The organism is Actinomycetospora sp. 2LY8.5, from assembly GCF_057180585.1.
This window is the reverse complement of record NZ_JBXUHE010000009.1, coordinates 108,047-121,085: the sequence shown is the minus strand read 5'-3', so window position 1 is coordinate 121,085 and position 13,039 is coordinate 108,047. Positions and strand designations below refer to the sequence as shown.

The following is a 13,039-nucleotide window of genomic DNA, read 5'->3' as shown; positions in this document are numbered from 1 at the left end:
ACCCGTGACCGCCCTCGCCCAACACATCGACACCGCCAGCAACGCCGTCCGCGCCGCCAACCACGCCACCATGCGCGGACCGCTCGACGGCCCCGAGTCCTACGCCGTGCTCGGCGGACTCGCCGAACTCGCCGGCCGGCTCCCGCAGCTCCTGGACTACCTGTCCCGCTCGCTGCGCCGCGCCGACCCCACCGCCCACTACGACGACCGCGGACGCGACCCCGCCGCCGCGCTCCACACCGCCCACGGCCACCTCGACGACGCCCGCGCCGCCGTCGCCCAGGCCCGCGATCACCTCACCACCGCCCACAACCACCTCGGCCACCTCGGCCGCCACACGGCACCGGAGGACTGATCCATGGACGCACTGCTGTTCACCGCGGAGGAGGCCGCGGAGGTCCTCAAGATCAGCCGCTGCAAGGTCTACGACCTGCTTCGCAACCAGGACCTTCGGTCGGTGAAGATCGGCGGCTCCCGCCGCATCCCGCGGGCCTCGCTGGAGGAGTACGTCGCACGGCTCCTCGACGCCCAGGCGGTCGTGTGATGGCCGGGGAGCGCAAGAAGGGCCGGAAGGTCAACGGCGAGGGCTCGATCTACCAGCGGTCCAGCGACGGGCTGTGGGTCGCCTCGGCCTACGTCTACGTCTCGTCGGGACGCATCGAACGCCGCTCCCGGTACGCCCGCAGCTTCGAGGAGGCGCGCGCCAAGCTCGTCCGGCTGCAGTCGAACAACGAGCAGGGCATCCCCGTCCCGGACCGGACCATGACCGTCAGCGAGTACCTGGATCACTGGCTGTCGGTCGTGAAGGAGGAGAAGCGGCTGACGACGTTCCACGGGTACGAGTCGGTGGTCCGGCTGCACATCGTCCCGGCGCTGGGCAAGAAGCGTCTCGACCGGCTCACCGGCGCCGACGTCCGGCACTTCATGGGCGTGGTCCGGGCCAAGTGCCTGTGCTGCACCAACGGGCGCAACGCCCGCCGGAAGGCCGGCGCCGACCCGTGCTGCCGTGACGGACACCCGTGCTGCGGTCGGCACCCGTCGCCCCGGCAGGTCCAGTACATCCACGCGGTGCTGCGCAACGCGCTGAGCAACGCCGAGCGCGAGGAGCTGGTCAGCCGCAACGTCGCCAAGCTGGTCAAGGTCTCGACGCCGAAGTACAAGATCGGCAAGGGACTACGGGTCAACCAGGCCAAGGCGCTGCTCAAGGAGGCCGAGGGGACACGCTGGTACGCCCTCTACGCCACCGCGGCCACGCTCGGGCTGCGCCACGGCGAGCTGCTGGGCCTGCGCTGGGAGGACGTCGACTTCGAGCGCGCCACCCTCACCGTCGCCCAGACCGTGGCGCGGGCCGCCGGGCAGCTCTACGTCGGTCCGGCCAAGTCCGACGCCTCGGAGAGCACCATCCCGTTGCCCAAGGTCACCCGCCGCGTCCTGGAAGCCCATCGCGAGCGGCAGGAGAAGGAGCGCTCCGACGCCGGAGAGGCCTGGCAGGACCGCGGCCTCGTGTTCCCCTCGACCATCGGCACGCCCATGGAGCCGAGGAACCTCAACCGGCACTTCGCGATCCTCCGCGAGCGGGCCGGCATGCCCGACGTCCGGCTCCACGACCTGCGGCACACGATGGTCAGCCTGCTGCTCGACCTCGGCACCCCGCCGCACGTGGTCCAGGCGATCGCCCGCCACGCGCACGTCGACATCACGATGGCGATCTACGCCCACACCAACCTCGACGCCATGCGCCAGGCGCTCGACGCGATCGAGTGGGAGGACCTGTGAGACCCATCGCTACACGGGCTGCTGTAGTGGATCACTCAGCGGAGAGCCTCACCGGCGTCGATGCTGGTGAGCGGGGTGGCCAGGGGCGGGGTCGAACCGCCGACCTATCGCTTTTCAGGCGATCGCTCGTACCAACTGAGCTACCTGGCCGGGCGGCCGAGGGACCACCTCGACCGGAAGAGCGACCCAGACGGGACTCGAACCCGCGACCTTCGCCGTGACAGGGCGACGCGCTAACCAACTGCGCCACTGGGCCTTGATCGTGCTCGTCCTACCGTACCCCCAACGGGATTCGAACCCGCGTTGCCGCCTTGAAAGGGCGGAGTCCTAGGCCGCTGAACGATGGGGGCGCGACCCTCTGGCTGAGGACCTTACCCGCCAACGGCGTACCCGTTGGGAGCACGCCAAGCATAGGTGACGGGTCTCAGATGCCCGGCACCCACCCCCTGCCGTCGGCGACCCCCAGGACCAGGTGCGGCCCGAGCACGGCGCGCATGCCCCCGTCGGCGTGCCACGCCTCGAGCCAGGCGGGATCGGCGGCGGTGCCGAGGAGCAGCTCCCAGTTCGCGCAGACGCGGTGGGCGAGATCGGTGAGGCCGCTGACCGCCAGCGACGCGGCGAACGCGCCGCCGGAGACGTCGACGATCGTGCGGGCGAATGCCGACGGATCGATCGACGGGACGAGCAGCTCGGCCGCGGCCGCTCGCTCGAAGAGGTCGGTGAAGACCTCCTCCCAGAAGCTGAAGGGCCATCCCGGGCGCTCGGGACCGGCGAGCCCCTCGGCGCAGAGCCGCTGACCGGCGCGCAGGGCCGGGCCCTCGAGGGCGTCCTGCATCTCGCGGGCGATCTGCGTCGCGGTCCGCAGCGGGTCGAGTCCGAGCCCGGCGCAGCGGTCGACGAGCTCGCGGCACAACCGCTCCATCTCGTCGACCACTGCGGTCGCGATGCTCTCCTTGGAGACGAAGTGGAAGTACAGCGCACCCTTGGTGACCTTGCTGCGCTCGAGGATCCGCGACAGCGAGGCCTCGTGGTACGAGCGCGCGGCGAACTCCTCCGCCGCCGCGGCGAGGATCGCGCTGCGGGTGGCCACCGCTCGCGCCTGGCGCGGGGGATCGCCGCGCGCCTCAGGTGGGTGACGCGGTGGATCAACGGTGTCCGACATCGGCGGCCACGGTAGCGGCCCGCCCTTTCACGGACGGGGCCCACACCGGAGTCGTCCGAACTCCGACGACTTCGGTGCGAGACCGCCGCCGTCAGCGCCGGACCGGTGGCGGGTCGCCCCCCTCGCCGATCAGGCCGAGCATGTCGAGCAGTTCGCGGCAGTCGTCGGAGTCGAGCGAGTTGCGGGCCACGGCGATGCGCGCGCGGTGCACCTGCTCGTCGCTGACCCCGTAGACGTCCGCGGCGGTGCGCTGGGTGGGCACCGACGGCTCGTCCGCCGCCGCCCGCTCAGGATGAGGTCCGTTCGGTCGTCGCCGAGGTCCTGACGTCGCATTCATGCTGGCTCCCGGTGGCCGCCTGGTCCCGACCCGCTGCATCACCTCGCGCGGCGGGATCACCCGGACAAGCGACACCGTCGGTCACGCTTCGTGCCCGCCGCCATCCCTCGTCCGAGTCGAGGCGACGCTACCCACACGGCCGCGCTGATGCAGCCCCCTTCCCGAGTGACGCCTGTGTCGTGCACGGGCCGCTCACTTCGTCGCCGCCCGGTCACGGAGCGCGACAATGAACGTCCGAGACGGTCGTCGCGGGACGGCACCGGGCGTCCGCGTCCGGCCCGCACACACGGAGCGAACGGCTCAGTCGACGAGGGCCTGGTAGACGAGCCCGCGCAGCTGGGTGCGGATCGGGTGCGCGCTCGACGGGAGCAGCTGGGTGAAGAACATCGCCGTGATGCGCTCGGCGGGGTCGACCCAGAACGCGGTGCTCGCGGCCCCGCCCCAGGACATCTCGCCGACGCTCGCGTGCGTGCGGTAGCGCACGGGATCGGTCACCACGGCGACCCCGAGCCCGAACCCGACACCGTCGAAGGGCATCTCGGCGAACAGGGGTCGCCCGACCTGCTCGAGGTCGAGACCGCCGGGCAGGTGGTTGCGGCCCATGTAGTCGACCGTGCGGCTGCCGAGCAGGCGGACTCCGTCGACCTCGCCGCGGCCGGCCAGCATCTGCGTGAAGCGGTGGTAGTCCGCCGCGGTCGAGACGAGCCCGCCTCCGCCGCCGAGCCACGTCGGTTCCAGCACCTCGCGGGCCATGGCGCCCATGCCGGCCGCGTCGGCGGCCAGGAAGCCCCCGGTCGCCGGATTCTGGACGTAGAGCTGGGCCAGCCGCTCGGCGTCGTCGACGACGAAGCCGGTGGCGGTCATGCCGAGCGGACCGAAGACGTTCTCCGCCAGGAAGGTGTCCAGCGGCTGTCCGGAGACGACCTCGATCAGCCGGCCCAGCACGTCCGTGGCATGGCTGTAGTTCCACTCGGTGCCCGGCTGGAACACCAGCGGCAGCCGCGCCCACGCCTCGACGATCCCGGCGAGGTCGAGCCCCGCGGGCGCGGACCACTCGAAGCCCGCCGCGCGGTACAGCTCGTCGACGGGGTGGGCGTGGTGGAAGCCGTAGGTCAGCCCGGCGGTGTGGGTCAGCAGGTGCCAGACGCGGATGGGCTCGGTGGCCGCCTCCAGCAGCGGCTTGCCCGACGACCCCTTGACGTAGACGCGCGGTTCGGCGAACTCCGGCAGCCAGCGGCTGATCGGGTCGGTGAGCTCGAAGCCGCCGCGTTCCCAGAGCATGAGCGCCGCCACCGACGTGATGGGCTTGGACATCGAGTAGATGCGCCAGCGCGTGTCGTCGGTGACGGGCAGGCCCGCCTCGGCGTCGCGCTGTCCCACGGTGGACGAATGGACGACCTTCCCCTCGCGGGCGACCACCGTGTGCCATCCGGCGAGGCGGCCGTCGTCGACGTAGCGGGCGAAGTGGTCGTCGATGCGGGCCAGTCGCGCCGGGTCGAAGCCCAGCTCCTCGGGATCGGCCTCGATCTTCAGGGGGCTGCTCACTTCCGCCACTATGCCGCCGCGAGGAAGGCGCGCAAGTCCTCGATGACCTCCTGCGGCCGCTCCTCGGGCACGAAGTGCGCACACCGCTCGATCGCCCGGCCCGACACGTCGTCGGCGTACTCCCGCCACAGCTCGAGCATCGGCAGCGTCTGGCCCATGACGCCCTCGGCGCCCCAGAGCGCGCGCAGCGGCTGGGTGACCCGGCGGCCGGCGGCGACGTCCTCCTCGTCGTGGCGGGAGTCGACGGCGTCGGCGCGGTAGTCGTCGAACCCGCAGCGCAGGGCGCCGGGCTGGGAGAACGCGCGGACGTACTCGGCGATCGCCGACGGTTCGAGGCCCTCGCGGGCGTAGGTCCACTTCTCGAGGAAGTACCGCAGGTAACCCTCGACGTCGGCGCCCGCGAGGCGCTCGGGTAGGTCGGGCTGCAGGTGGAAGAGCCAGTGCCAGTACCTGGCGCCCAGCTCGGCGTCCATGCGCTGCCAGGTGGCCCGGGTCGGGGCGATGTCGAGGACCGCGAGCCGGGTGACCTCGTCGGGCCGGTCGAGCGCCCAGCGGTGGGCGACGCGCCCGCCACGGTCGTGCCCGACGACGGCGACCCGCTCGTGGCCGAGCAGCCGCACCAGCGCCGAGATGTCGGCGGCCATCGTGCGCTTGTCCATGCCGCCGGTGGGCTTGTCACTGGCGCCGTAGCCGCGCAGGTCGGGGACGATCACGGTGTGGTCGGCGGCGAGTGGCGGGGCGACGTGGCGCCAGCAGTGCCCCGTCTGCGGCCAGCCGTGCAGCAGCACCACCGGCGGGCCGGAGCCCCCGCGGCGGTAGTGCAGGCGCACCCCGTTGGCGACCAGGGTGTCGGGGACGAACGCGGGTCCGGGAGCAGCAGCGGTCACGGGCGGGAATCCTGCCCGTCGACTCCGCCGCGCGTCAGCCGGCGATCGGCCCGGCCGGCCCCTCCGGCCCCGGAGGCGCGTGCGGGCCGGGGGCGTGGCCCGGGCGCGACCGGACGACCGGCTGGATGAGGACGCCGGGACGGTGGCCGTCGCCGGTCGGCGGGCCCCCGGACGACGGTCCTCGCGCCGCGTCGACGATGGCCGCGGTGGCGTCGACGGACGTGGTGCGCCACAGCCGGTCACGCAGACGCCGGACGAGGCCCTCGGCGTGGCAGAGGGACGCGAAGTCGTCGGCGCGGCGGGCGACGGCGGCCCGCGGCTGGGCGCGCACGTGGGCGTACTCCTCCAGCGCGGGCACGATCCGCCCGTCGGCGTGGTCGAAGGCGCGCCCGAGCGTCGCGGCGTCGAGGACCTCCAGCGCCACCGCCTGGGCGGTGTGCGGCAGCATCGGCTGCGCCGCCCCGCCGACGACGGACAGCCGGTGCCGCGCGCCGCGCTCGAGCGGGGCGTGGTGGCGGTGGACGTGCGGCGGTGCCCGGACGACGGCGTCGCCGACGACGTCACGCACCTCGGGGGCGGTGCCCGCGAGCAGGCGGCCGACGACGTTCGCGACGCCGTCGCGGTGCATGTCCTCGAGGGCGTCGACGCGCACGGTCATCGAGACCTCGCCGTGCCCCGTGCCGTCACCGCGGACCACGGACTGCGTGACGTGCAGCGTCGGCGACGACCAGAGCCGCAGCACGTCGTCCGGCGGCGCCGGGCCGGGGCCGCGGTGCACGAGGTAAGGGCTGGAGAGCGCGTGCCCGCCACCGAGCAGGGCGCGCACGCGGCTGCCCGGGCCGTCGGCGCCGACGACCGCCTCCGCCCGGTAGCGTCCGCCCGCGTCGTCGGTGACCAGTACCGCGTCGCCGAGGTCCTCCACCCCGGTGGCGCTGCGCCCGTAGACGACGGTGATCATCTCGTCGGCGTCGCACGCCGCGACCAGCTGGGCGCGCAGCACCGCGTGCGGGACGAGCAGGTACGGCCGGCCGTACCGGGCGCGCACCACCGGGCCGAGGTCGGCCGCCCGCAGGAGCGCGCCGGTCTCGGCGTCGGCGTGTGCGAGGCGGCGCGGCTCCCAGGCGTGCGGGGCGAGGGTGTCGGCGAGCCCGAGCGCCGCGAGCTCCCGCAGCGCGGCAGGGGTGAGGACGGCCAGACCCCGGTCGACGTCCTCGGGGCGGTCCCGGTCGACCACGTGGACCGGGAAGCCCTGATGGGCGAGGAACAGCGCCGTGGCGAGCCCGGCGAATCGGGCGCCCAGCACGAGCAGCGGTACGACAACCACGGCTCACCTCGTTCACCCGAGCAGACGAGACAAGCGTAGGCAGATCATCTCGGACGGAGCAATCGGGCCCCGTTGCGTATTCGAATGATGCACGCACATCCGAAATCGGTCACTCCGCGGAACGAGAAGTGTCCGGACGGTTCACCGGTAGGTCACCGTCGGGGCAGTCGCCGAGCCGCGTGCGAGCGTCGAGGACGCGGGCCAGCGTGACGCACGTGATCGCCAGCGCGGTCCCGAGGAACCAGCCGGCGAGCACGTCGGTGGTCCAGTGCACGCCGAGGTAGACCCGGCTCGCCCCGACGAGCAGGGCACCGAGCACCGCGAGCACGGTCACGACCCGCCGCACGAAGGCGGCGCGGGGGGTGTCGACGGTCAGGGCGATCACCGCCGCCGCCGTCAGCGTGAGCCCCAGCGCGGCCATCAGCGCGTGGCCCGACGGCAGCGACGCCGTCGTCTCCTCGGCGAGCCGCAGCGGCTCGGGTGGCCGCGGGCGCTCGACGCTCACCTTCACCAGCCGGATCGCCACCGCGCCGGCGAGAACTCCGAGCACCCAGATCAGGGCGGTGCGCCGGTGCCCGCGAGCGAACAGGACGACCGCGGCGACCACCGCGAGCCCGCCCGTCCCCATCGTGCCGCCGATCAGCGAGACGGCCTCCGCCGCGACGGTCAGCCCGGGCGTGCGGATGGCCAGCACCCACGACAGCACGGGCGCGTCCGCGTCGGCGAGGGCCTCGTCGGTGGCGACGAGACCGAACACGATCCCGGCGGCGAGGACGAGCACCGCGACGAGCCCGAGGTCGCGCAGGGCCCCCGGCACGCCCGTCAGGGCGCCGCCGGCGGCCCGGTCGGCGAGCACCGCGCCCCCGAGCAGGATCCCGAGGGCCACGAGCGTCACGGCGGTGGCGTCGAGGGCCACGGAGCCTCCTGCGGTGTCGGGGCGGGCATGAGCATCGCGACGCGCCGGGCTTCCCGATGTCTGTCCCGATCATCCCGAGGCAGACTGGTCGGGTGCTCCTCCTGGGGCTGCTCGCCGCGCTCGCGTCGGCGGGCGCCAACGCCGGTGCCGCCCTGCTCGAGGCGAGTGCCGCCCGCCGCGCCACCCGCGCCGCGACGGTGGTGCTGCACCCCATGTACCTCGCCGGGCTCGCCCTCGACATCGGCGGCTGGGTGCTCACCGTGCTCGCGCTGCGCTACATGCCCATCGTGGCGGTGCAGGCGATCGTCGCCGGCCAGGTGGGCATCACGGTCATCGCGTCGCACTGGGTCTTCGACACCCCACTGCGCCGGATCGACCTCGCGGCGGCCGGCGCCAACATCCTCGGCCTGGCGCTGCTGGTGGCGAGCGCGAGCGTCGACGACGCGCCGGTCGTCGCGTCGACGGCGAGCGAGGTCGCCCTGATCGTGGTGTTCGCCGTGCTGCTCGTGGTGTCGGTCCCGATCGTCTTCCGCAGCAAGCGCGCCATGCTGCTGTCGTTCCTGGCCGGGCTCGCGTTCGGCGGAACCGCGGTGGCCGTGCGCATGGTCGACCTGCGCGGTTCACTGGGCGAGATGGCGCGGACCGCGGCCACCGACCCGGTGATCTGGGCGCTGCTGGGGTTCGCCCTCCTGGGGCTCGTGCTCTACACGGTCGCACTGGGCCGCGGGGCGGTCGGGCCGGTGGTGGCCGTGCTCGCCGTGACCGAGACGCTCGTGCCGGGCCTGCTCGGGCTCGTCGCGCTCGGCGACTCCATCCGGCCGGGCTGGACACCGTGGTTCGTCGTCGGCCTGGCGCTCGCGCTGGGCGGGGTCGTCGTGCTGGCCCGTTCGCCCGCGCAGGCGTCGCTGTCGGGTGACGACGGCGTCGCGCCGCCGCCCCTCAAGCGACTCTGACCGCGAGGGACGACGGCGCGCCCGGCGTCACTTCTTGAAGGCGTCCTTGATCTTCTCGCCGGCCTGCTTGAGGTTGCCGACGGTCTGGTCCTTCCTGCCCTCGGCCCGGAGCTCGGGGTCGTCGTTGGCCTCGCCGAGGCCCTCCTTGACCTTGCCCTTGAGCTCCTGCGCCTTGTTCCCGATCTTGTCGTCGGCCGACATCGACGCCTCCCCTCCGGCGCGCGGGGCGCGCGCTCGCGTGTACCGGGAGACATACCCCCGGCCGGCCGGGGTCAATCCGGGAGCGCAGCCGGGCGAGCCGAGGAGTCCGAGCTGCCGAGCGTGATGTCACGCTCGACCTCGCCCTGGTCGGGGACGGCGACCCAGCCGACCTCGGGCCGGTACCCCTCGGCGCGCGCGACGAGCTGGAACGTGCCCGCGTGCTCGGGCGCGAGGTGGAAGGTCCCGTCGTCGACCGCGGCGACCGCGACCTCGCGGCCGTCGCGCCCCACGAGCGTCACCGTCGCCCCCGGCACGGGGTCGCCGTGCGCATCGACGACCCGGCCGCGCAGGGCCGCGCCGTCGGCGGGCACGGGGTGCTGGGCGACCGGCTCGACCGGGGTGTCGTCGGTCCGGGCAGTGCGCCGGCGTCGGCCGAGCAGCAGGTCGATCACCCCGAGGACGAGCGCGAGCACGACGAACGCCACGGCACCGACGAGCCCGCGGCTGATGGCCAGCGCCCAGTCGCCGCCGGTGGCGGTGAGCTGGCCGAAGAACACGGCGCCGACCGCGGAGATGCCGACCGCCGAGCCGACGCGCTGACCGGTCTGCAGGACGCCTGCCGCGGTGCCGCCCTCGCGGGGCGGGACCTCCTCGAGCGCGAGCGTCTGGTTCGGGGCGATGACGAACCCGCTGCCGATGCCCGCGACGAGCAACGGCCCGGCGATCGCCCACCCGACCTGCTCGGGGTCGAGGCGCAGGACGACGTCGACGGCGACCAGGCCCAGGGCGACGAGGAGGAGCCCGCCGACGACCAGCGGCTTGCCGAGCCGCGACACGAGCCGCCCGCCGATCGCCGACGAGACCGCGGAGCCGAGCGCGAACGGGGTCAGCGCGAGTCCGGCCTCGAGCGGCGTGTAGTTCCGCCCGTTCTGGAGGAAGAGGGTGACCACGAAGAAGATCGCGGTGAAGCCGGCGAAGTAGAGCAGGCCCAGCGAGGTGCCGAGCGCGTAGCTGCGGGTGCGCAGCAGGGCGAAGTTCACGAGCGGATGGCCGTGGGTCCGGCGCGCGCGGCGCTCCCAGAGCACGAAGACGAGGAGCAGGACGACGGCGACGGCGATCAGCCACCAGGGCGCGCCCGACCGGTCCTGCTCGGAGAGCACCAGCGGGACCATGAGCGACACGACGGCCCCGCCGAGCAGGATCGCGCCGACCGTGTCGAGGGGGCGCCTCTCGCCGTCGGTCGCGGTGTCGCGGGGCAGCAGCCGGGCGCCGAGCACGAGCGCGGCGACGCCGATCGGCGCGTTGACGTAGAAGACCCAGCGCCAGCCGTCGGTCTGGCCGCCCCACTCGAGCAGCAGGCCGCCGAGCAGCGGGCCGATGGCGGTGGAGACGCCGATCGCGGCGCCGAACAGCCCGAACGCGCGCCCGCGCTCACGTCCGGTGAACAGCTGCTGAATGAAGCCGATGACCTGCGGGTTCAGCATCCCGCCCGCGGCGCCCTGGAGGAGGCGGAACACGACGAGCGAGGCCGCGTTCGGGGCGAGGCCCGCCGCGATGCTCGTCAGCGTGAACAGCGCCAGCGAGATCATGAACATCTTCTTGCGGCCGCGGTCGTCGCCGAGCCGCCCGGACGCGACGAGCACGAGCCCGAAGGTCAGCGCGTAGCCCGACACGACCCACGACAGCTCCGCCGACGACGCGCCGATCCCCCGCTGCATGGCGGGGAGGGCGACGTTGACGATGCTGACGTCGAGCAGCGTCATGAACCCCGCGATGAGGCACACCGCGAGGGCGTGCCAGCGTCGGGGGTCGGGCTGGGGAGAACTCACCTCGGGGAGTTTCCCCGACCGCACCAGGCCAATCGTGACCCGAGACGGAGGGAACACCCGTGGAGATCCTGTCGAGCCGCATCCTCGTGCGCCCGCGGGACTGGGACGTCTCGCGGCGGTTCTACGCCGAGACGCTCGGTCTCGCGGTGGCCCGCGAGTTCCCCGGCGGTGTCGTGTTCTTCCTGGGCACGGGCTACCTGGAACTCTCGAAGGCCGGGGCGGTGGCGACGGGGGACGGGGAGACGGAGCACGACGGGGGGCACGCCGAGAGGGGAGCTCGACCCGAAGGGGACGCGCTGTGGCTGCAGGTGCGCTCGCTGCCCGACACGGTGGCGGAGCTGCGGGAGCGCGGCGTGACGGTCGTCCGCGAGCCGCAGCGGGAGTCGTGGGGCCTCGACGAGTGCTGGATCGCCGACCCCGACGACCGCGCCATCGTCCTCGTCGAGATCCCCCCGGGCCACCCGATCCGGACCGACACCCGCACGTGAGCACTTTCCGGGCCCATAGGCCCGGAAAGTGCTCACATCCCCAGGGCGACGGCGAGCTCGCGGAGGTCGTCGCGGGGGTCGGCCATGGGGTTCCCGCGGAGGGCCTGGATGAGGACGTGGTCGGCGCCGGCGTCGAGGTGCGCAGTCACCGAGGCCGCGACCGCGTCGATGCTGCCCATCCCGACCAGGGCCTTCTTGAGGCGGTCCGAGCCGCCGCGGGGCATGTCGGACTCCTCGAATCCCTGGCGCAGCCACGAGTTCCGGTAGTTCGGCAGGCCCGAGTAGATCTCGAGGTGCGTGTGCGCCCGGCGCATCGCGTCGTCGGCGTCGTTCCCGACCGCGACCGCCTGCTCGGAGACGACCCACTTGTCGGGGCCGAGGGCCTCGCGCGTCACCCGGGTCTGCTCCGGGGTGACGAGGTAGGGGTGCACGCCGTCGGTCTCGGCACCGGCGAGCTCGATCATCTTCGGCCCGAGGGCGGCGACGAGCCGGGCCGGGCGCCCGACGCCGGGCTCGATCTGCTCGGGGACGGCGGCCATGCGCGCGAGGTAGTCGCGCATCGTCGCGAGGGGCTTCTCGTACGTGCCGCCGCGTCCGCGCTCGACGAGCGGCGCGTGGCTCACGCCGAGCCCGAGGACGAACCGGCCCGGGTGCAGCGCGGTGAGCGTGCGCCCGCCGCTCTCGGCGGCGATCGGGTCACGGGCGTGGATGTTGGCGATGCCGGTACCGACGACGATCCGATCGGTGGCGGCGAGGAACGCGCCCGCCTGCGTCAGCGTCTCCTTGCCGTAGGCCTCGCCGTAGAAGATCGAGCCGTAGCCCATCGCCTCGATGTCGCGGGCGGCCTGCTGGGCGTCCGGCATCGACCAGGTGTCGCTGGTCCACCAGACGCCGATGCGGGACGGGAAGTCGATACGTGCGGCCATGGCCGCGGACGCTAGCCCGCGCCGGCGCTCGCCGCCGGGTCGGGCGCAGGCCCGAAGCGGTGGGCCGACTCCGACGCTTCGGCCATCCCCCGCAGGCCGGCGATGAGGGCGCCGCCGAGCACGACGCCGACGACCATGCGCTCGACGGACCGATCGCGCTCACCGGCGTCGACGACCGCGGACACCTCGTGCCCGGCCACCGAGTCGACCGCCTCGGCGTAGACGTCGAGCAGCCCGGCGACCCGCTCGCCGCCGAGGCGCTCGAGACCCGCCAGCGCCTCGACGGCGGCCCGCCGTCCGGGGTTCCTCTCGGTCGCGAGCCACCCCCGGCGCGCGACGAGGTCCGTGACCGCCTGCTCGGCCCGAGCCGAGGCCTCGTCCTCGGTCGGCCCGGTTCGCGCCATCACCGCCGCCTGGGCACGGCCGAGGGCGTCGTGCAGCGAGATCCGGTCGTCGTCGACGGCGGCGAGGACGTCGCGGGTTCCGGCGATCGACAGGCCGCCGACGTCGACGAGCGCGCGGATGAGGCGTAGCCGTCGGACGTGCGCCTCGCCGTAGCTGGCCTGGTTCGGGCTGCTCAGCTCGCCCGCGGGCAGCAGACCCTCGCGCAGGTAGTACTTGATCGACGCGACGCTCACGCCCGTCTCGCGGCTCAGGTCCCCGATCCGCATCGCTCTCCTCTCTGGACACCGCCG

General features: G+C 73.7%; 15 protein-coding genes and 3 tRNA genes. 5 read left to right on the top strand and 13 right to left on the bottom strand.

Features of this window, described 5'->3' with window-relative positions:
• The first annotated feature begins 4 nt into the window (after positions 1–4).
• Genes AC2A1K_RS13560 through AC2A1K_RS13550 form a run of 3 tightly spaced genes read left to right on the top strand, consistent with a single transcriptional unit; the run spans position 5 to position 1,776 of the window.
• The gene (locus tag AC2A1K_RS13560) at positions 5–355 is read left to right on the top strand and encodes a hypothetical protein (protein ID WP_483896828.1); all 351 of its coding nucleotides are present in this window, start codon (positions 5–7) and stop codon (positions 353–355) included.
• Positions 356–358: 3 nt separating this feature from the next.
• Positions 359–544 (top strand): helix-turn-helix domain-containing protein, encoded by a 186-nt coding sequence (locus AC2A1K_RS13555; protein ID WP_274280164.1) that lies wholly within the window; start codon positions 359–361, stop codon positions 542–544.
• Positions 544–1,776, top strand: coding sequence for a tyrosine-type recombinase/integrase (locus tag AC2A1K_RS13550; RefSeq protein WP_483896827.1), 1,233 nt, complete (start codon positions 544–546; stop codon positions 1,774–1,776). The genes AC2A1K_RS13555 and AC2A1K_RS13550 overlap by 1 nt, the downstream gene beginning before the upstream one ends.
• 76 nt (positions 1,777–1,852) lie before the next feature.
• Here AC2A1K_RS13550 and AC2A1K_RS13545 read toward each other — a convergent pair.
• The 9 genes from AC2A1K_RS13545 to AC2A1K_RS13505 all read right to left on the bottom strand — a co-directional run bounded on the left by AC2A1K_RS13545 (position 1,853) and on the right by AC2A1K_RS13505 (position 7,947).
• Positions 1,853–1,926 (bottom strand) — tRNA-Phe (locus tag AC2A1K_RS13545).
• Positions 1,927–1,958: 32 nt separating this feature from the next.
• Positions 1,959–2,032, bottom strand: a tRNA-Asp gene (locus AC2A1K_RS13540).
• 21 nt (positions 2,033–2,053) lie between these two features.
• A tRNA-Glu gene (locus tag AC2A1K_RS13535) sits at positions 2,054–2,126 on the bottom strand.
• A gap of 74 nt (positions 2,127–2,200) precedes the next feature.
• Complete coding sequence (locus tag AC2A1K_RS13530; RefSeq protein WP_483896826.1) at positions 2,201–2,866, bottom strand: TetR family transcriptional regulator; 666 nt, start codon at positions 2,864–2,866, stop codon at positions 2,201–2,203.
• A 163-nt stretch (positions 2,867–3,029) separates the two neighbouring features.
• Positions 3,030–3,200, bottom strand: coding sequence for a hypothetical protein (locus AC2A1K_RS13525; protein ID WP_483896825.1), 171 nt, complete (start codon positions 3,198–3,200; stop codon positions 3,030–3,032).
• 375 nt (positions 3,201–3,575) lie between these two features.
• Positions 3,576–4,820 (bottom strand): serine hydrolase domain-containing protein, encoded by a 1,245-nt coding sequence (locus AC2A1K_RS13520; RefSeq protein WP_483896824.1) that lies wholly within the window; start codon positions 4,818–4,820, stop codon positions 3,576–3,578.
• 8 nt (positions 4,821–4,828) lie between these two features.
• Positions 4,829–5,707, bottom strand: coding sequence for an alpha/beta fold hydrolase (locus AC2A1K_RS13515; RefSeq protein ID WP_483896823.1), 879 nt, complete (start codon positions 5,705–5,707; stop codon positions 4,829–4,831).
• A gap of 34 nt (positions 5,708–5,741) precedes the next feature.
• The gene (locus AC2A1K_RS13510; protein WP_483896822.1) at positions 5,742–7,031 is read right to left on the bottom strand and encodes an FAD-dependent monooxygenase; all 1,290 of its coding nucleotides are present in this window, start codon (positions 7,029–7,031) and stop codon (positions 5,742–5,744) included.
• 109 nt (positions 7,032–7,140) lie between these two features.
• The gene (locus AC2A1K_RS13505; RefSeq protein ID WP_483896821.1) at positions 7,141–7,947 is read right to left on the bottom strand and encodes a phosphatase PAP2 family protein; all 807 of its coding nucleotides are present in this window, start codon (positions 7,945–7,947) and stop codon (positions 7,141–7,143) included.
• Between the two features lie 92 nt (positions 7,948–8,039).
• On the opposite strand from AC2A1K_RS13505, the gene AC2A1K_RS13500 reads away from it, so the two are divergent.
• Entirely contained in the window at positions 8,040–8,900 is an 861-nt protein-coding gene (locus tag AC2A1K_RS13500; protein WP_483896820.1) for a hypothetical protein, read from the top strand.
• A 27-nt stretch (positions 8,901–8,927) separates the two neighbouring features.
• Here the strand turns inward: AC2A1K_RS13500 and AC2A1K_RS13495 are convergent, their stop codons facing one another.
• Both AC2A1K_RS13495 and AC2A1K_RS13490 read right to left on the bottom strand, forming a co-directional pair.
• Positions 8,928–9,101, bottom strand: coding sequence for a CsbD family protein (locus tag AC2A1K_RS13495; protein WP_483896819.1), 174 nt, complete (start codon positions 9,099–9,101; stop codon positions 8,928–8,930).
• Positions 9,102–9,172: 71 nt separating this feature from the next.
• Entirely contained in the window at positions 9,173–10,930 is a 1,758-nt protein-coding gene (locus AC2A1K_RS13490) for an MFS transporter (protein ID WP_483896818.1), read from the bottom strand.
• A gap of 59 nt (positions 10,931–10,989) precedes the next feature.
• Between AC2A1K_RS13490 and AC2A1K_RS13485 the strand changes: the two genes are divergently transcribed.
• On the top strand, positions 10,990–11,418 hold the full coding sequence (locus AC2A1K_RS13485; protein WP_483896817.1) for a VOC family protein: 429 nt from the start codon (positions 10,990–10,992) through the stop codon (positions 11,416–11,418).
• 32 nt (positions 11,419–11,450) lie between these two features.
• Here AC2A1K_RS13485 and AC2A1K_RS13480 read toward each other — a convergent pair whose 3' ends face one another.
• Both AC2A1K_RS13480 and AC2A1K_RS13475 read right to left on the bottom strand, forming a co-directional pair.
• Positions 11,451–12,344, bottom strand: a complete 894-nt coding sequence (locus tag AC2A1K_RS13480) for an LLM class F420-dependent oxidoreductase (RefSeq protein ID WP_483896816.1) — start codon at positions 12,342–12,344, stop codon at positions 11,451–11,453.
• Between the two features lie 11 nt (positions 12,345–12,355).
• Positions 12,356–13,015, bottom strand: coding sequence for a MerR family transcriptional regulator (locus AC2A1K_RS13475; RefSeq protein WP_483896815.1), 660 nt, complete (start codon positions 13,013–13,015; stop codon positions 12,356–12,358).
• Between the last annotated feature and the right edge of the window lie 24 nt (positions 13,016–13,039).

What these genes read in the sequence shown, in the direction of transcription:
- AC2A1K_RS13555 (WP_274280164.1), top strand. Translation starts at nt 359, where the DNA reads ATGGACGCACTGCTGTTCACCGCGGAGGAGGCCGCGGAGGTCCTCAAG.
- AC2A1K_RS13495 (WP_483896819.1), bottom strand. Translation starts at nt 9,101, where the DNA reads ATGTCGGCCGACGACAAGATCGGGAACAAGGCGCAGGAGCTCAAGGGC.
- AC2A1K_RS13550 (WP_483896827.1), top strand. Translation starts at nt 544, where the DNA reads ATGGCCGGGGAGCGCAAGAAGGGCCGGAAGGTCAACGGCGAGGGCTCG.
- AC2A1K_RS13480 (WP_483896816.1), bottom strand. Translation starts at nt 12,344, where the DNA reads ATGGCCGCACGTATCGACTTCCCGTCCCGCATCGGCGTCTGGTGGACC.
- AC2A1K_RS13475 (WP_483896815.1), bottom strand. Translation starts at nt 13,015, where the DNA reads ATGCGGATCGGGGACCTGAGCCGCGAGACGGGCGTGAGCGTCGCGTCG.